Raw genomic sequence first — 15,214 nt, 5'->3', positions numbered from 1 at the left:
CGGGAGTCACGCGCCGCGTGAGGCCCCGCCGTCGCTCCGTCCCTTCGCCGGCATGACCCGGATCAGGTTCAAAGGGTCTGGCTTCTGCCATCTCAGCCCCTTGATCGGTGAGGATCGCGGGACACCCCTCGGACGCGCGCAGGCTAACAGAGCCGCCGGGCAGGGGCAAATGGGGGCTCTAACCGCGATCGTGTGTGGCCTTGGTATCAAACGCACACCGTCATCCTGAGGTGCCCGGCCGCAGGCCGGGCCTCGAAGGATGCCCATTGCGTGGGGGCATAACGAACCATCCTTCGAGGCTCGCTGCGCTCGCACCTCAGGATGACGGTGCGCTTGATTGTGTCCGGGAAAGAGGAGGGCTCCTCACTCCCCCCGCCAGCCCTCGGCATAGACGATGCGTTCCACCCCGGCGAAGCGGGCGTGGCGGGTGAGCTCGGTGTCGAGCGCGTCGAGCCGCCCCTTGGTGGCGCGCACGCCGGGCTCCAGCCACAGCCGGCGCACATCCAGCGTGCCGGCCTTGCGGTCCGCCTTCATGTCGAGGCGCCCGACCATGCGGTCGCCTTCCAGGATCGGGAAAACGTAATAGCCATAGACGCGCTTTTCCGCCGGCACGAACACCTCGATGCGGTAGGAGAAGCCGAACAGCCGCTCCGCCCGGGCGCGGTCGCGCAGCAGCGGGTCGAACGGGCTCAGCACCCGCAGTCGCGCCGGCGGGGCGGGCAGCGCGGCGAACAGGGCGGCGCTACCGGCGAAGGCGTGCGAGGCGCGGGGCTTTCCACTTTGTCCCTTGCCGTCCACCCCCTCGATCAGCACCGGCTCCAGCCGGTCGCGGTTGGCCTCCACCCATTCTTTCGCCTCGGTCGGGGTGACGAGGTCCCAGAAGGCGGCGATCTCGCCATGAGTGGCGAAGCCGAGCCGCTGCAGCGCCGACGCGCAGGCCCAGTCGATGAAGGCGGCCTCATCGACCTCGGCGTCGCGATGCCGGGCGGGAATGACCCGCTCGGTGAGGTCATAGACCTTCTGGAAGCCCTCGCGGCCGGCGATCGCCAGCGCGCCGGTGCGCCAGTGATATTCCAGCGCGGTCTTTTCCGGGTGCCAGTTCCACCAGCCGCCGGGCGGGCGCTTCTCGGCCTCGAAGTGCCGCGCCATCAGCGGCCCTTCGCGGCGCACCCGTTCCAGCACATGGTCGACATAGGTTTCGAAGCCGTTCTCGTGCCAGGAGCGCCAGCGTTCGGCGAGCGTTGCTTTCGCGCGGGCGAAGCGGTGCTTCCAATAGGGGAAGAAGGTCGAGGGGATGATCGCCGCGTCATGCGTCCAGTGCTCGAACAGCGCGTGGTCCTTTTCCAGCAGCGCAGTAAGATGCTCGCGCCTGTAGCTCGGGTTGCGGGCGAACAGGATGTGGTGATGCGCCCGCTCCACCGTGGCGATGCTGTCCACCTGCACGAAGCCGATGGCCTCGATCAGTTCCAGCAGCCCGGCCTTGCTCAGCGCCCCGCGCGGGCGGCTGAGCCCCTGGGTGGCGAGGAAGACGCGGCGGGCGTCGCTATTGGAGAGGCGAATCGTCATGGCCCGATCTTAGGACGCGGCGGGCGACGGGAACAGATGGAGTACGAAACGCGCGACCTCGTGAGCCGGCGGCCGTTGCGGGAGGCGGAGAAGGAAACTAGAAAGAAGGCACTGCACGCGGAGCGCGGTGCAGGCCGGGAGTGCCGACGGGCATCTCCGGTGAACCGCGCGCGTGCACGTAAGCGTTAACGTCACTCAACGCGCATGATCGAACGGCCTTCGGGACGTGATCGGCGCGGCTTTGTCCTACCGGTGCGTTCATGGCCGGAGAGGACCCGAAATGAACGTTGCCAGCCCTGTTTTTCCCGCCGCCCCCGCGCTGAACCGCCTGCGCTTCGAGCCGAAGCGGCGCCGCCTCACCGTGCTCTCGACCGAGCATGTCACACCCTCCATGCTGCGCCTTGTGCTCGGCGGCGAGGACCTCGCCGATTTCGTCAGCGCCGCGCCGGACGACCATGTGAAACTCGCCATCACCCGGCCGGATGGGACGGAGGAGCGGCGCGACTACACACCCCGGCGCTTCGATGCGGCGCGGCGCGCGCTCACCCTCGATTTCGCGCTGCACGAGGCCGGGCCCGCCACCCTCTGGGCGATGGCGGCCCGGCCGGGCGACCGGCTCGACGTGCTCGGCCCGCGCGGCTCTGCCGTGATCGAGGACGCCACGGTGGCGCACTGGCTCCTCATCGGCGATGAGACGGCGCTGCCGGCCATTGGCCGGCGCATCGAGGAGGCAGCTGCGGGCACGCGCCTCACCAGCCTTGTCGCGGTGACGGGCGCCGGCGAGGAGCAGCGTTTCGCCACGGCGGCGACGCTCGACTCGCGCTGGATCCATCGCCCGGCCAGCGCGCTCACCGAGGCCGCACCGTTCATCGCCGCACTTGAGACGATGGAACTGGCGCCGGCCACCTATGTCTGGCTCGCGGCCGAGGCGGCCGTGGCGCGGGCGGTGCGGGCCTATCTGACCGAGCGGCGCGGCGTCCCGCTCGGCTGGATCAAGGCCGCCGGCTACTGGGTGCTGGGCCAGGCCGACGCGCATGAGAAGATGGGGTGAAGTCGAAGGTGCGGGGAGGCGCCCGCTCAGGCGGGCGCGTTCGCCCCGGTGGTCTCCGGCGCCCAGGGCAGCAGTCGCGTGAGCCCGCGATCCACCAGCGTGAACAGGATCAGCGCCATGGCGAGCAGCACGGCGAGCGCAGCGAACACCATGTCGGTCTGCATGCGGGCATTGGAATAGATCATGAGATAGCCGAGCCCGGCGGAGGCGCCGACCCATTCGCCCACCACCGCGCCGATGGGGGCGACGGCGGTGGCGACCTTCAGCCCGGAGGCCAGCGCCGGCAGCGCGGCGGGAATGCGGATGAAGCGCAGCGTGGTGAGGATGCCGGCGCCGTTCAGCCGGGCGAGATCGACCAGCCCCGCCTCGGTTCGGGCCAGCCCGTCGTGAAAGGCCGAGGCGACGGGAAAGAAGATGATGAGGCTTGCCATCACGATCTTGGAGGCAAGGCCGAAGCCGAACCAGATGACCAGCAGCGGGGCGATGGCGAAGACCGGCAGCGCCTGCGCCACCAAGAGAACCGGGCGCATGGCGCGGCGGGCGAGCGGCGAGGCCGCCATGGCGAGCGCGCAGGCGATGCCGAGCAGCGAGCCGCAAATCAGGCCGAGCAGCATCTCGCCCAGCGTGATGCCGGCATTATGGGCGAGGATGCCGGCATTTTCCCACGCCGTCATGCCGATGCGAAGCGGGCCGGGCAGGATATAGGCGGGCACCGCGAGAAGACGCACCGCACCTTCCCACAGGCCCAGCAGAACGAGAGTGACGGCGAGCGCGCGCCCGATGGCGGCCATGAGGCAATTTCCTGCATTCGTTGCAGCCCTTATAGCCGCCGACGGCCAAATGCGCGACGTTTGCGCTTGCGGGGAGAACGCAAGCAGCGCCGGCCGGCGCGGAAAGACTTGACGGCCGTCAATGCGACGTCACTTCTTTGAATGCAAAAAAGTCATCACCGAAAGCGTGGAGGAAAGCAGATGATCAAGGATATTCTCGTCAGCCTGCGGGTGGCCGACGTTGGGGAAGATGTCGCCGGCGATTATGCGGTGTCTGCCGCCGCCGCGCTCGATGCCCATCTGACGGGCGTGGCCGTGAGCTACGAGATCGACGTGCCGCCGGTCTATACGGAAGCCTTCTCCACCGATTTCATCGAAGCGCAGCGGGCGGAAGCCCAGCGTCTGGCGCGCACCTCCGTGGAACGCTTCGGCGAGGCGGCGCGCTCGCTCGGCCTCACCGGCGAGGTCCGGCTGGTCGACGGCACGCCCGGCGGCGCGGCCGAGCAGATCGGCGTCATGGCGCGCCTCTATGACCTCACCATCGTCAATCAGGCCGACCCGGATAAGCTCGGCCCGGAAGACGTGGTGACCGAGGCGGTGCTGTTCGATTCCGGTCGGCCGGTGCTGGTGGTGCCGCGCAAGCAGCAGAAGCCGTTCTCGGCCAAGCGCATCATGGTCGCCTGGGACGGCAGCCGCACCTCGGCGCGCGCCGTGGCGGAGGCGAGGGCGCTGCTCGGCCATGCCCATCTGGTCGAGGCGGTGGTGGTCGATACCGGCAAGCCGCTGCGCAAGAAGGGCGTCGACCTGCCCGGCGCCGACCTCGCCCGCCATCTCGCGCGCCACGACAAGACGGTGGAACTGCGCACGCTGGTACCGAGCGGGGATGAGAGCATCGCCGACGTGCTGCTCAAGGAAGTGGCGGCGCGCGACATCGACATCGTGGTCATGGGTGGCTATGGCCATTCGCGGCTGCGCGAATTCGTGCTCGGCGGCGTCACCCGCGACATGCTGGAACGGATGACGGTGCCGCTGTTCCTCGCCCATTGAGGCCGGCTAGCGCCCCCGCGACATCAAGGCCCGGCGTCCGCGCCGGGCTTTTTGTTTCAGGGCCGTTCGCATGCCGTTTTCAACATGTGAAGGGACACGCCTGACGGATGACGTTACCTGTGCGCCATGGGGCCGACGAAACAGAGCCCGGAGGAAACACCATGAAAAGGCTGCTCGCGACCACGCTGGCATTGCTCGCCACTGTCAACCTGTCTCTCGCCTGCACGGCGGTCGATATCGTCGCCAAGGACGGCACGGTCATTGCCGGGCGCACCATGGAATGGGCGTTCGACATGAAATGGCAGCTGGTGAGCCAGCCCAAGGGCACCGAACTGACGCTGGTCGCCCCCGCCGCGCTCAATCTGCCCGCCCACAAGGTCGCGACCAAATATGCGGTGGTCGGGGTGAATGCCGGCATCATCCCTGGCGGGGCGCTGCTCGACGGGCAGAATTCGGAAGGCCTGTCGATGAGCGGCAATTTCCTGCCGGGCTTCACCCAGTACCAGACGGTGACGAAGGACGACACGCAGTACCAGACCGTGTTGACCTTCGGCTCCTGGGCGCTGGGCAGCTTCGCCAAGGTCGCCGAACTGCGCGCGGCGCTGCCGCAGATGAAGGTGTGGGCCGACGACACGCTGCCGAGCGGCCCGACGCCCCCGACCATCCATTTCGTCTTTGTCGACCGCAGCGGCGCGGGCATGGTGGTGGAATATGTCGGCGGCGAGCTGCGCATCCACGACAATGTCGCGCATGTGCTGACCAATGCGCCGACCTATGACTGGCACCTGACCAATGTCCGCAACTATCTCAACCTCTCGACCGTCGGCGTGCCGAGCCGGATGATCGGCAACGTCAACGTGACCGAAATCGGCCAGGGCGGCGGTCTGATCGGCCTTCCCGGCGACTACACCCCGCCCTCGCGTTTTGTCCGCGCCGCTCTGCTGCGCCACGGCGTGGTGCCGCCGCAGGATGCCGGCGAGGCGGCGCAGGCGGTCGCCCATATTCTCAACAATGTCGATATCCCGATCGGCATCGCCCAGTCCCGGCTTCCGGACGGGTCGACGGTCTCCGACTACACCCAGTGGGTGGTGGTGAAGGACCTGACCCATAACCGGCTGATGATCGCCGATTACGCCAACCGGCTGAACTATCTCACCATCGACCTCGCGCCGCTGTTCGCGCAGACGACGCCGGCGGCGCGGCTGGTGACCGAACTGCCCTATCCGAAGACGAGCGCCGGCGCCGAGGTGCTGACGCCCTGAGACCGGGGCGGCCGGTTCCCGCCCGGCTGGCCGGCGGCTTGCATGGCGCTTGTCCCCCGTGAGGAGACTGCGCCGATGCTCTCCATGCCGCCGCCCACGCCGTCGCGCCCGATTCCGTCGCCCCAGCCGCTGACCGCCGAGCGGGTGCGCGCTGCCGAAGCGTTCGCCCTCGCCTATGCCCGCAAAAGGGGCGGGCGGGTGCGGGTGCGCCCCGATGTGTGGCTGGAATTGCGGGCGGCCGGGGCGGACATGTCGCTCTATATCTGCGACACGCGCTGAACCGCCGGCGGGCGGCGCGCGCCGTTCAGCTGCGCCCGAGCGCGGCCTTGAACTCGTCCGGCAGAAGCACGTTTTCGGACGCCTGCGCAAACATCGGCGCGATGTCGGCCGGGGTGTAGCCGGCATGGCCGCAGCCGATGGGCGTAAGCTGAAAGCTGAGATCCGGCCGCGCGGCGGCGAATTTCAGAAAGCGGCGGACATATTTCTGGATGTCGGCCAGCGGCAGCGTCTCGATGTCCCAGTCCTTGGTGGGAATGGCAAAGGCGGTGCCGGTGAGCCCGAAGCCGACGCCCCATTCCGCGCCCCGGTTGTCATGCGCCCAGCGCGCCGCCCCGCCCGCATGGATGCCAGCGAGATTCGAGCCGAAGACGAAGATCGGGTTGCGCTCCATGAAGCCCTTCCTTGCCCTTGCCGCTGCTGCCGAGCGCAGGCCCGGCGCGCCAGGGCACCGGCGATAAGCGACGAAAATGACCGGGGCAAGGATGATTCTGGTACAGCTGGGTGGGCTCGAACCACCGACCTCCGGTTCCACAGACCGGCGCTCTAACCAACTGAGCTACAGCTGCGTGCCAGAACGGCGCGGAACCTACTTTGGTGGCCGGCGCTTTGCAAGGCCGCCGCGCATGCTTCCGCAAAGGAGGTGGACAACCTTTTTGCACCGCCCTTCCGCGACGCGCGCCAAAGGCCGTCGCGTGGCACGCTTCCTGTATCATCGGCGGCAGAAAACAGCGTGGAGGCAACGATGCGGACAGAGGCGGACGGTGAGGGCGGGACAGCCTGCGGGGCGCTGCTCGATGCGGGGCTCGCCGTGGCGCGCCTGCCGCTGGAGCCGGAATTGCGGCCGCGCGTGCTGATGCATCTGGAAACCGCCACGGCGATGGCGGCGCTGGTGATGGATTTCGCCCTGCCTGATGAGGCCGAGCCCGCGCCGGTGTACCGGCCATGAGCGCGTCCGTGACCGCCGACGCCACGACGCTTCTCGCCGGCCCCGCCACCGACCTCGCCGCCGCCGTGCGCGAGGGGCGGGTGAGCGCGCGCGCCGTCACCGAGGCGGCGCTGGCGCGGATCGACGCGGTCGATCCCGTGCTGAACGCCTTCACCGATGTGACGCGCGAGCGCGCGCTTGCCGAGGCCGACGCGCTCGACGCGGCTCGTGCCGCCGGGCAGGCGCTGGGGCCACTCGCCGGCGTGCCGTTCGCGGCGAAGAATCTGTTCGATCTCAAGGGCCTGCCGACGCGGGCGGGGGCGAAGATCAACCGCGACCGGGAGCCCGCCGCGCGCGACGCGACGCTGGTGGAGCGGATGAACGCCGCCGGGGCGGTGTGCCTCGGCGGGCTCAATATGGGCGAATATGCCTATGACTTCACCGGCGAGAATGTGCATGACGGGCGCTCCGCCAACCCGCACGACCCGGCGCATATGTCCGGCGGCTCCTCCGGCGGCTCGGGTTCGGCGGTGGGCGGCAAGCTGGTGCCGCTGGCGCTCGGCTCCGACACCAACGGCTCGATCCGGGTGCCGTCCTCCTTCTGCGGCATTTTCGGACTGAAGCCGACCTATGGGCGGCTGTCGCGGGCGCGCAGCTTTCCCTTTGTCGCCAGCCTCGACCATCTCGGCCCCTTCGCCCGCCATGTCGGCGATCTCGCCGCGACCTATGACGCGCTGCAGGGCCCGGATGCCGATGATCCAGCGCTGGCCGACGCGCCCGTCGCGCCGACGCTTGCCGCCCTCGATTCGCCCGGCGATCTCAAGGTGGCGGTGCTCGGGGGCTGGTTCGCCCGGCAGGGAACGCCGCAGGCCTATGCGGCGGTGGCCCGCGCGGCGAAGGCGCTGGGCGCGACGCGGACGGTGGAACTGCCGGAGGTGGAGCGGGCGCGGGCGGCGGCCTATCTCATCTCCATGGCGGAAGGGGCGGCGCTGCATGAGGGGCGGCTGCGCGAACGACCACTGGATTTCGACCCGGCCGTGCGCGAGCGCCTGCTGGCCGGGGCGGTGCTGCCGGCGATATGGATCGCCCGGGCGCAGATCTTCCGCCGCTGGTTCCGCGAGCGGGCGCTGGAACTGTTCGCCGATTGCGACGTGCTGATCGCGCCCTCGACCCCTGTGCCCGCGCCGCGCGGGGGGCAGACGACCTTCGTGCTCGACGGGCGGGAAATGCTGGTGCGGCCGAATATCGGCATCTACACCCAGCCCATCTCCTTCATCGGCCTGCCGGTGGCCGCCGCGCCGATCCCGACCGACGACCCGCTTCCCATCGGCGTGCAGCTCATCGCCGCCCCCTGGCGGGAGGACAAGGCGCTGAAGGCGGCGCGGGTGCTGGAGCGGGCGGGCGTCGCCGTCGCCCCGGAGCCGGTGCTGTGAAGCTCAATCCCGGCGGAAGGCGATATTGGCGATGAAGCCGACGGTGAGCGCCATCAGCGCGGTGGCGAGGCCGTAGAGCCAGGGATGATCCTGCGCGGTGGTGGCCACGGTCTGCTCGAAATCGACCTTCGCCACCTCCAGCGGCAGCGTCCCCTGACCAGTGAGGGCACCGCCGCTGAACGTCTTCACCACCACCTCATAGGCGCCGATGGGGGCGGTGCCGGGAATGGGGATGGTGGCGCGAAACACGTTCGGGGCGATGAACTCCACCCCGGCCGGGCGCTCGAAATACAGGCCCTGCGCCTGTTTCACCCGCAGAAACGCCTGCCGAAACGGGTCCTGCGGCACGACATCGGCATAGTCCGAACCGATGCGCTGCAGCAGCCGGTTATTGTCCAGCCCCGCCTGTTCCCAGCGCAGCGTCTCCGCATCGGCCATGTCCGCCGGCGGGCGGCTGGCGAGCACGGCGAGATAGGAAGGTGCGGCGAGGAAGCTGCGGCCGTCCACATTCACCCACAGGCCGAAGCGGCGCTCCTTGCGCCAGGTGGTGAAGCTCTCGCGGGGGCCGCGCACGGTGACGACGACATCGGGCGAAGCGGACGGCGCCACCGTGCCGGGGTCGATGACGCCGAACAGCACCAGCGTGTCGCCGGTGAAGTTCGAGGTGATGGTGACGCGGGCTTTCGACAGCGACAGCACCAGCTCCGCCCGCGCCGGCGTGCCGGCGACGAGCAGGAGGAGGGCGAGAAGCGCTGCGGCCACCCCCCTCATCGCGCCGCCTCGTCGATGGAGACGGCGTAGAGGTCCGCCGGGGTGACGATCTGGTCCACCGCCACGCGCAGGCCGACGGCGAGCACCAGCAGGCCGAGCAGCAGGCGCAGCTTTTCCGCCCGCATCGCCTGCCCGGCGCGGGCGCCGAACTGCGCGCCGATGGTGCCGCCGACCATCAGCACCAGCCCCAGCACCGCATCGACCGTCTGGTTCAGCACGGCGTGCATGAGGATGGCGGCGGTCATCGTCACCAGCGTCAGCATCAGCGCGGTGGCGATGGAGGTTAGCGTCGGCACGCGCAGGAGATAGATCAGCGCCGGCACGAGCAGGAAGCCGCCGCCAATGCCCATCAGCGCGCCGAGAAAGCCGATGGCGAAGCCGATCGTCACCACGGGAATGACCGAGACATAGATGCGCGACTGGCGGAAGCGCATTTTCAGCGGCATGCGCAAAAACCAGGGATGCGCCCCCGGCCGCTTCACCTGCGCCTTCTCGCCCCGCCATTCGCGCAGCAAGGCGCGCAGGCTTTCCGCCACCATGAGCGAGCCGATGGTGCCGAGCAGGACGATATAGGTGACGGCGATGACGAGATCGAGCTGGCCGAGCCGGCGCAGCAGCATGAAGCTGACGACGCCGGCGAGCGTGCCGGTGAGGCCGCCGGCCAGCAGCACAAGCCCCAGGCGGACATCCACCAGCCCCCGTCGCAAATAGGTGAGCGTGCCGGAAAAGGACGAGGCGGCCATGTGGGTGGACACGCTCGCCACCGCCACGGCCGGCGGCACGCCGAGGAAGATGAGCAGCGGCGTCATCAGGAAGCCGCCGCCGACGCCGAACATGCCGGAGATGAAGCCGACCGCGATCCCCAGCGCCAGAAGCGTGAAGATGTTCACCGGCAGTTCCGCTATCGGCAGATAGATCGTCACGGGCAGATCCGGCAGCGTCGGGGGCTCACCGAGCCCATGGACAGCCCATAGCAGGATTCGGCCGGCAAGGGTTTAACGCCCGTGCAAATCGGGCGGGCGGTCATGGGGGCGGGCGGGCGGCTCTGTAATACATTATGCGCGATAATGCTGGGTTTATTCTTGACGCAACTGTAGTAGCGGGCTGTTGAACTGGCTTGCTTGGTAAAAATTTTTGGCCGCGAAGTTCATTTCAGGCCAGATGAGCCAGTATTGCTGACTTAACGTTCAGGGAGGTCGTGCTAGCGTGCCGTCGCAACGGACCCGAACGAGGTCCGGCATCCTAGGAGGAACCCCATGTCTCTTTTCCGGCGCGGTTCGCGGACCGCGGCGCTGCTCGCCACCACCATGTTCGCGGGCGCGGTGATGCTGTCGGCTTCGGCTCAGGCCCAGTCGACCGACAACATGCAGAAGCTCTCGAATTTCCAGCAGACCGGCGCCTCCATGGAAATGGAGACGGTGCCGCAGACCGGCCCGCGCGTCGATGCGTTCAACAAGACGCTGGCCGGCATCAAGCTGCCGGACGGCTTCAAGATCGCGCTTTACGCCATCGTGCCGGACGCGCGCGAAATGGCGGTGGGGCCGACCACCGGCGCCGTCTTCGTCGGCACCCGCAAATCGAAAGTATGGGCGGTGACCGACCGCGACAAGGACCGTGTCGCCGACGAGGTGAAGGTCTTCGCGCCCTCCATCCAGTTCAAGTTGCCGAACGGCGTGTGCTTCTCCAAGGACGGCTTCCTGTTCGTCGCCGAGCAGAACCGCGTGCTGCTCTTCCCCGCCGCCGAGTTCTTCTATGAGGGGCCGGATGTCGCCGCCTTCGAGGTGGTGAAGCAGGGCGACCTCATTCCGGCCGCCGAGGAATCCTACAACCACACCGCCCGCGTCTGCCGCATCGGGCCGGACGACAAGCTGTACATCACGCTCGGCCAGCCCTTCAACGTCTTCGCGCCGGAGAAATACGACCTGTACAAGAAGACGGGCATTGGCGGCATCGTGCGGATGGACCGCGACGGCAAGAACCGTGAAGTCTATGCGTGGGGTATCCGCAATTCGGTGGGCATGGACTTCAACCCGAAGGACAAGACCCTCTGGTTCACCGACAACCAGGTCGACGGCATGGGTGATACCATTCCGCCGGGCGAACTGAACCGCGCCACCAAGCCCGGGCAGACCTTCGGCTTCCCCTATTTCGGCGGCGGCAGTGTCCGCACCGTCGAATATAAGGACCAGACGCCGCCGGCCGATTCCGTGCCGCCCCAAGTCGAGATGGAAGCGCATGCCGCCGATCTCGGCATGACCTTCTACACCGGCAAGCAGTTCCCGGCGAAGTACAGGGGCGGAATCTTCTCGGTGCAGCACGGCTCGTGGAACCGCACCGATCCGGTCGGTGCGCGGGTGATGTTCACCACGCTGAACGACGACGGCACCGCCGCCAAGACCGAGCCCTTCGCCGAGGGCTGGCTGGTCGATGGCGAATATCTCGGCCGTCCGGCCTCCGTGGCTCAGCTGAATGACGGCTCGCTGCTGGTGGCGGACGATACGTCGGGGGCGATCTACCGCATCTCCTACGAGAAGTAAGCGAGCCGCAGCCTCGCCCCTGCGCCTTCGGGCGCGGGGGCCCTTTCTCTTGCCGGGAATCGTCAATGAAACGCATGTTCTACGTGCCGCTGCTGATGGCGGCGGCACTCGGCGTCACCCCCACCTTCGCGCAGGACGCCAAAGCGGGGCGCGCCAAGGCTTCGGCCCAATGCGCCGTCTGCCACGGCACCGACGGCATTGCCCAATTGCCGACGGCGGCCAATCTGGCCGGCCAGCAGGAAGTCTATCTCGCCAAGGCGCTGGAGGATTTCCGCGCCGGCCGCCGCGTCAACGAGATGATGACGGTGGTGTCCAAGGACCTGACCGACGCCGACATCGCCAATCTCGCGGCGTGGTACGCCTCGATCAAGATCACCGTGCAGGTGCCGGCACGCTGAGCGCCGGGGTCGACCCGAGGGCGGATGCCGCGCGGGAGCGTTTTCGAGCGAAGTGGATACCGGTTCGCGTGAAGAAAACGCGAAGAACAAGAAATTCGATCATCTCACTGTTCCCGTGAAACAGTGAGATGATCTGAGCGGTGTCCGCCCTTTCTTTGCCCGTCGCTCAGGCGCGCAGCCGGCTCTGCCGGAACTGCGCCAGCAGCGCGGCCAGCAGTGCTTCCAGCCCTCGGGCCAGCTGCGGCAGAGCGAGCCGGCCGGGACGCGGCAGCGGCACATGTACCAACACCGCAAGCCGCGGTCCGCCATCGGTGCGACGGCCGGCGCGCGCCCAGCCATAGGCGCGGAAGGCCAGCGCGTTGCAGACATAGCGGCCGGCATGGCGGGAGAGATGGGCGGGGACACCGGCGGCGCGCAGCGCCGCCAGCAGCGGCGCCGGGCGGGCAGCCAGCGCCCGCTGCGCCGGTGCGCCGGGCTCCAGCACGCCCGAGGCCGGACGGTAGCCGGCGGCATCGGGAAACGCGCCGGTCGCATTGCGGCCGACGATTTCGATCGAGACACGCCGGCGCCGGGCGGCGACGCCCAGCATCAGCACGATGTCCGGCTGGGTTTGCGCGAGCAAAGCGGGGAAGCCGGCGGCCTCGTCCCAGCGCGTGGCGAGCAGGCGCTCTTCGGTCCGTGCGCCCCCGGCCGGGCGGCGGCGCGCGAGCTGGCGGGCAAGCTGGGCGGACGGATTGGCCGGCATACCGGGAAAATGGCCGAAGCCCGTGATGAGCAGGCGCGGCAGAGCCGATGCCTTTGCCGGCCCGGCGCGCATCAGGCCGCGCGCGCCTCCAGCGCCCGCGCCAGAGCGCCCTCGAGATCGGCCAGCTGAAACGGCTTGTTCAGCACCGGGCAGGTGCGCCAGGCCGCGTCGATGGCGCTGTCATTATAGCCGGTGGAGAAAACGATCGGGATGCCGTGACGGGCGATCGCCTCGGCGATGTCGTAGCTGTGGCGCGTGCCGAGATTGAGGTCGAGCATGGCGACATCGATCTCCTCATGACGGGTGGCGACGAAGTTCAGCGCGTCGTCGAAGCGCGATTCATTGCCGACGACGGTGGCGCCCAGTTCCTCAAGCATGCCCTCGATCATCATCGCGACGAGCGTCTCGTCCTCGACCACGAAGACGCGCTGGCCCGACAGCGTGGGCTGATCCTGCATGATGATGTGTCGCTCCCTCTGGTCGGGCTTGCCTGTCCGGTGCCGACCAGCAACCGTCGCCAATTTGGATATTCTTCCCTCATTTCGGCTTTTTTGCGAGTCCGGCCTCACAAATCTGGCCAGCCGAACAGATTGGCGATCTTCGCGGCGCCGAGCGTGGGGGAAAGCGCGCCCGCCGCCACCGCCTGCTCGATCGCCGGCAGTTGCGCCCGCAGCGCCGGGGCGCGGCGCAGCGCATCGCGCACCCGCTCGTCGAACAGGGTCCACATCCATTTCACCTGCTGGCCGCTGCGGCGCGCAGAAAAGGCCCCCGCCTGCGTCGCGCGGTCGCGATGCGACACCGCCGTCGCCCACAGGGCATCGATCCCCTCGCCGGTCAGGCCGGAATAGGTGAGCACCGGCACCGACCAGAATGGCTCGCGCCCGCCGAGCACATGCAGCGCGGCGCGGTACTCCCCCGCCGCCGCCTTGGCACGGGCGAGATTGGCGCCGTCCGCCTTGTTCACCGCGACGATGTCGGCCAGCTCGATGATGCCCTTCTTGATGCCCTGCAACTCGTCGCCGGCGCCGGGCAGCATGAGCACGAGGAAGGTGTCGGTCATGTCCGCCACCGCGGTTTCCGACTGGCCGACGCCGACCGTCTCCACCAGCACCACGTCATAACCCGCCGCCTCGCACAGCAGCAGGGTCTCGCGGGTACGCGCCGCGACCCCGCCAAGCGTGCCGCCGGCCGGGGAGGGGCGGATGAAAGCGCGCTCCTCCAGCGACAGGCGGGCCATGCGCGTCTTGTCGCCGAGAATCGAGCCGCCGGTGCGGGTGGAGGAGGGGTCGACCGCCAGCACCGCCACCCGGTGCCCCTGGGCGATGAGGTGGCTACCGAGCGCGTCGATGGTGGTCGACTTGCCCACTCCCGGCACGCCGGTGATGCCGAGGCGCAAGGCGCGCCCGGTCTGCGGCAGCAGCGCCTGCAATAGCTCGCCCGCCAGCGCGCGATGCGCCAGCTTGCGCGATTCCACAAGCGTGATCGCCCGGGCGAGCGTGGCGCGGTGGCCGGAGCGGACACCCTCGATGAGCGCGTCGAGGGCGGGCAGCGGGGCGGCGTGCGTCACTTCAGGAATGGGCGAACTCCCAGTAGAGGTCGCGCGCGCGGCGATAGACCGGGCCGGGCTGGAGATCGCGCTCTTCGATGCGCGTCACCGGCGTGACCTTGGAGTAATTGCCGGTGGAGAAGATCTCGTCCGCCTCCAGGAAGTCGCGCCAGGTGAGCGCACCCTCCACCACCTCGATGCCGGCCTCCCGCAGCAGGTTTGCCGTGCGGGTGCGGGTGATGCCGGCGAGGAAGGTGCCGTTCGGCGCCGGGGTGAAGGCGACGCCGTCCTTGGCGAGGAAGACATTGGCGGTGGCGAGCTCGGCGACATTGCCCAGCATGTCGCACAGCACCGCATTGTCGAAGCCGCGCGCATGCGCCTCGACGAGCGCCCGGGCGTTGTTGGGGTAGAGGCAGCCGGCCTTGGCGTCGGTGACGGCGCATTCGATCGTCGGCCGGCGGTAGCGCGACAGGGTGATCGCCGTGCCGTGGTCCGGGCTCGGCATGCCGGCCTCGTAGAGGCTGAGGCACCAGCGGGTGGATTCCGGGTCGGCGTCCACCGTGCGCGCGCCGGGATATTCCGCCCAGTACATCGGCCGGATATAGAGCGCAGCGCCGGGCGCGAAGCGCTTCACGCCCTGATGCGCCAGCTCTACCCATTTCTCCACCGAGACCAGCGGCTTCAGCCCCATTGCCAGCGCCGAGCGGTTCACCCGCGCGCAGTGCAGGTCGAGGTCCGGCGTCACCCCCTCAAAGGCGCGGGCGCCGTCGAACACCGAGGTGCCGAGCCAGGTGGCATGGCTGCGCACGCCGAGGATCGGGATGTTGCCCTCCTGCCAACTGCCGTTGAAGAAGGTCCAGGTCTGCGTCCAGTGATGCGACATG

Annotated in this window: 17 protein-coding genes, 1 tRNA gene and 1 riboswitch; of the genes, 8 read left to right on the top strand and 10 right to left on the bottom strand. The window is 68.8% G+C overall.

Translation table 11 applies throughout. The features are described 5' to 3' along the window. Positions 1-22: 22 nt before the first annotated feature. A riboswitch (TPP riboswitch) is annotated at positions 23-139 on the bottom strand. Positions 140-363: 224 nt separating this feature from the next. Further along, a complete protein-coding gene (locus K9D25_RS20805; RefSeq protein ID WP_244377958.1) occupies positions 364-1,566 on the bottom strand; it encodes a winged helix-turn-helix domain-containing protein in 1,203 nt (400 codons plus the stop codon). A 280-nt stretch (positions 1,567-1,846) separates the two neighbouring features. Here K9D25_RS20805 and K9D25_RS20800 point away from each other — a divergent pair, with 280 nt between their 5' ends. Next, positions 1,847-2,617 (top strand): siderophore-interacting protein, encoded by a 771-nt coding sequence (locus tag K9D25_RS20800; RefSeq protein WP_244377956.1) that lies wholly within the window; start codon positions 1,847-1,849, stop codon positions 2,615-2,617. 26 nt (positions 2,618-2,643) lie between these two features. On the opposite strand, the gene K9D25_RS20795 is transcribed toward K9D25_RS20800, so the two are convergent. Next, a complete protein-coding gene (locus tag K9D25_RS20795; protein ID WP_244377954.1) occupies positions 2,644-3,408 on the bottom strand; it encodes an ABC transporter permease in 765 nt (254 codons plus the stop codon). Positions 3,409-3,588: 180 nt separating this feature from the next. Here K9D25_RS20795 and K9D25_RS20790 point away from each other — a divergent pair, with 180 nt between their 5' ends. The 3 genes from K9D25_RS20790 (at position 3,589) to K9D25_RS20780 (ending at position 5,975) form a co-directional block, all read left to right on the top strand. Next, positions 3,589-4,434: a universal stress protein gene (locus K9D25_RS20790; RefSeq protein WP_244377952.1), complete on the top strand. Its 846-nt coding sequence runs from the start codon at positions 3,589-3,591 to the stop codon at positions 4,432-4,434. Between the two features lie 161 nt (positions 4,435-4,595). Continuing rightward, complete coding sequence (locus K9D25_RS20785) at positions 4,596-5,696, top strand: choloylglycine hydrolase family protein (protein WP_244377950.1); 1,101 nt, start codon at positions 4,596-4,598, stop codon at positions 5,694-5,696. Positions 5,697-5,771: 75 nt separating this feature from the next. Continuing rightward, positions 5,772-5,975: a hypothetical protein gene (locus K9D25_RS20780; protein ID WP_244377948.1), complete on the top strand. Its 204-nt coding sequence runs from the start codon at positions 5,772-5,774 to the stop codon at positions 5,973-5,975. Positions 5,976-6,000: 25 nt separating this feature from the next. Here the strand turns inward: K9D25_RS20780 and K9D25_RS20775 are convergent, their stop codons facing one another. Together K9D25_RS20775 and K9D25_RS20770 are read right to left on the bottom strand one after the other, a co-directional pair. After that, positions 6,001-6,366, bottom strand: a complete 366-nt coding sequence (locus tag K9D25_RS20775) for an A1S_2505 family phage non-structural protein (RefSeq protein WP_244377946.1) — start codon at positions 6,364-6,366, stop codon at positions 6,001-6,003. Positions 6,367-6,464: 98 nt separating this feature from the next. Further along, a tRNA-His gene (locus K9D25_RS20770) sits at positions 6,465-6,541 on the bottom strand. Positions 6,542-6,717: 176 nt separating this feature from the next. Here K9D25_RS20770 and K9D25_RS20765 point away from each other — a divergent pair. Next, on the top strand, positions 6,718-6,921 hold the full coding sequence (locus K9D25_RS20765; RefSeq protein WP_244377944.1) for a DUF4089 domain-containing protein: 204 nt from the start codon (positions 6,718-6,720) through the stop codon (positions 6,919-6,921). After that, positions 6,918-8,333 (top strand): AtzE family amidohydrolase, encoded by a 1,416-nt coding sequence (locus K9D25_RS20760; RefSeq protein ID WP_244377942.1) that lies wholly within the window; start codon positions 6,918-6,920, stop codon positions 8,331-8,333. The genes K9D25_RS20765 and K9D25_RS20760 overlap by 4 nt, the downstream gene beginning before the upstream one ends. Before the next feature lie 3 nt (positions 8,334-8,336). Here the strand turns inward: K9D25_RS20760 and K9D25_RS20755 are convergent, their stop codons facing one another. Continuing rightward, positions 8,337-9,104 carry a TIGR02186 family protein gene (locus K9D25_RS20755; RefSeq protein WP_244377940.1) on the bottom strand — a complete coding sequence of 256 codons (768 nt, stop codon included), beginning with the start codon at positions 9,102-9,104 and terminating at the stop codon, positions 8,337-8,339. Continuing rightward, positions 9,101-10,027, bottom strand: a complete 927-nt coding sequence (locus K9D25_RS20750; RefSeq protein WP_244377939.1) for a sulfite exporter TauE/SafE family protein — start codon at positions 10,025-10,027, stop codon at positions 9,101-9,103. The genes K9D25_RS20755 and K9D25_RS20750 overlap by 4 nt, the downstream gene beginning before the upstream one ends. Positions 10,028-10,360: 333 nt before the next feature. On the opposite strand from K9D25_RS20750, the gene K9D25_RS20745 reads away from it, so the two are divergent. Together K9D25_RS20745 and K9D25_RS20740 are read left to right on the top strand one after the other, a co-directional pair. Next, positions 10,361-11,641 (top strand): PQQ-dependent sugar dehydrogenase, encoded by a 1,281-nt coding sequence (locus K9D25_RS20745; protein WP_244377938.1) that lies wholly within the window; start codon positions 10,361-10,363, stop codon positions 11,639-11,641. 65 nt (positions 11,642-11,706) lie between these two features. Further along, on the top strand, positions 11,707-12,039 hold the full coding sequence (locus K9D25_RS20740; protein ID WP_432207899.1) for a c-type cytochrome: 333 nt from the start codon (positions 11,707-11,709) through the stop codon (positions 12,037-12,039). Positions 12,040-12,205: 166 nt separating this feature from the next. On the opposite strand, the gene K9D25_RS20735 is transcribed toward K9D25_RS20740, so the two are convergent. The 4 genes from K9D25_RS20735 to K9D25_RS20720 form a co-directional block, all read right to left on the bottom strand. Continuing rightward, positions 12,206-12,856, bottom strand: a complete 651-nt coding sequence (locus K9D25_RS20735) for a peptidase C15 (protein WP_244377937.1) — start codon at positions 12,854-12,856, stop codon at positions 12,206-12,208. Next, complete coding sequence (locus K9D25_RS20730) at positions 12,856-13,242, bottom strand: response regulator (protein ID WP_244377936.1); 387 nt, start codon at positions 13,240-13,242, stop codon at positions 12,856-12,858. Before K9D25_RS20730 ends, K9D25_RS20735 begins: the two co-directional genes overlap by 1 nt. Before the next feature lie 107 nt (positions 13,243-13,349). Then, on the bottom strand, positions 13,350-14,351 hold the full coding sequence (meaB, locus tag K9D25_RS20725) for a methylmalonyl Co-A mutase-associated GTPase MeaB (RefSeq protein WP_244377935.1): 1,002 nt from the start codon (positions 14,349-14,351) through the stop codon (positions 13,350-13,352). Position 14,352: 1 nt separating this feature from the next. Beyond that, on the bottom strand, positions 14,353-15,213 hold the full coding sequence (locus K9D25_RS20720; protein WP_244377934.1) for a branched-chain amino acid aminotransferase: 861 nt from the start codon (positions 15,211-15,213) through the stop codon (positions 14,353-14,355). Position 15,214: the final 1 nt, after the last annotated feature.

It is taken from the genome of Ancylobacter polymorphus (assembly GCF_022836935.1).
GTDB lineage: Bacteria > Pseudomonadota > Alphaproteobacteria > Rhizobiales > Xanthobacteraceae > Ancylobacter > Ancylobacter polymorphus_A.
Note: the sequence above shows the minus strand (reverse complement) of the source record. Positions and strands in the feature narration are given on the sequence as shown.

Bases quoted from the DNA above. Each gene is read 5' to 3' on its own strand.
- K9D25_RS20805 (WP_244377958.1), bottom strand. From the start codon at position 1,566: ATGACGATTCGCCTCTCCAATAGCGACGCCCGCCGCGTCTTCCTCGCC.
- K9D25_RS20800 (WP_244377956.1), top strand. From the start codon at position 1,847: ATGAACGTTGCCAGCCCTGTTTTTCCCGCCGCCCCCGCGCTGAACCGC.
- K9D25_RS20795 (WP_244377954.1), bottom strand. From the start codon at position 3,408: ATGGCCGCCATCGGGCGCGCGCTCGCCGTCACTCTCGTTCTGCTGGGC.
- K9D25_RS20790 (WP_244377952.1), top strand. From the start codon at position 3,589: ATGATCAAGGATATTCTCGTCAGCCTGCGGGTGGCCGACGTTGGGGAA.
- K9D25_RS20785 (WP_244377950.1), top strand. From the start codon at position 4,596: ATGAAAAGGCTGCTCGCGACCACGCTGGCATTGCTCGCCACTGTCAAC.
- K9D25_RS20780 (WP_244377948.1), top strand. From the start codon at position 5,772: ATGCTCTCCATGCCGCCGCCCACGCCGTCGCGCCCGATTCCGTCGCCC.
- K9D25_RS20775 (WP_244377946.1), bottom strand. From the start codon at position 6,366: ATGGAGCGCAACCCGATCTTCGTCTTCGGCTCGAATCTCGCTGGCATC.
- K9D25_RS20765 (WP_244377944.1), top strand. From the start codon at position 6,718: ATGCGGACAGAGGCGGACGGTGAGGGCGGGACAGCCTGCGGGGCGCTG.
- K9D25_RS20760 (WP_244377942.1), top strand. From the start codon at position 6,918: ATGAGCGCGTCCGTGACCGCCGACGCCACGACGCTTCTCGCCGGCCCC.
- K9D25_RS20755 (WP_244377940.1), bottom strand. From the start codon at position 9,104: ATGAGGGGGGTGGCCGCAGCGCTTCTCGCCCTCCTCCTGCTCGTCGCC.
- K9D25_RS20745 (WP_244377938.1), top strand. From the start codon at position 10,361: ATGTCTCTTTTCCGGCGCGGTTCGCGGACCGCGGCGCTGCTCGCCACC.
- K9D25_RS20740 (WP_432207899.1), top strand. From the start codon at position 11,707: ATGAAACGCATGTTCTACGTGCCGCTGCTGATGGCGGCGGCACTCGGC.
- K9D25_RS20735 (WP_244377937.1), bottom strand. From the start codon at position 12,856: ATGCGCGCCGGGCCGGCAAAGGCATCGGCTCTGCCGCGCCTGCTCATC.
- K9D25_RS20730 (WP_244377936.1), bottom strand. From the start codon at position 13,242: ATGCAGGATCAGCCCACGCTGTCGGGCCAGCGCGTCTTCGTGGTCGAG.
- K9D25_RS20720 (WP_244377934.1), bottom strand. From the start codon at position 15,213: ATGTCGCATCACTGGACGCAGACCTGGACCTTCTTCAACGGCAGTTGG.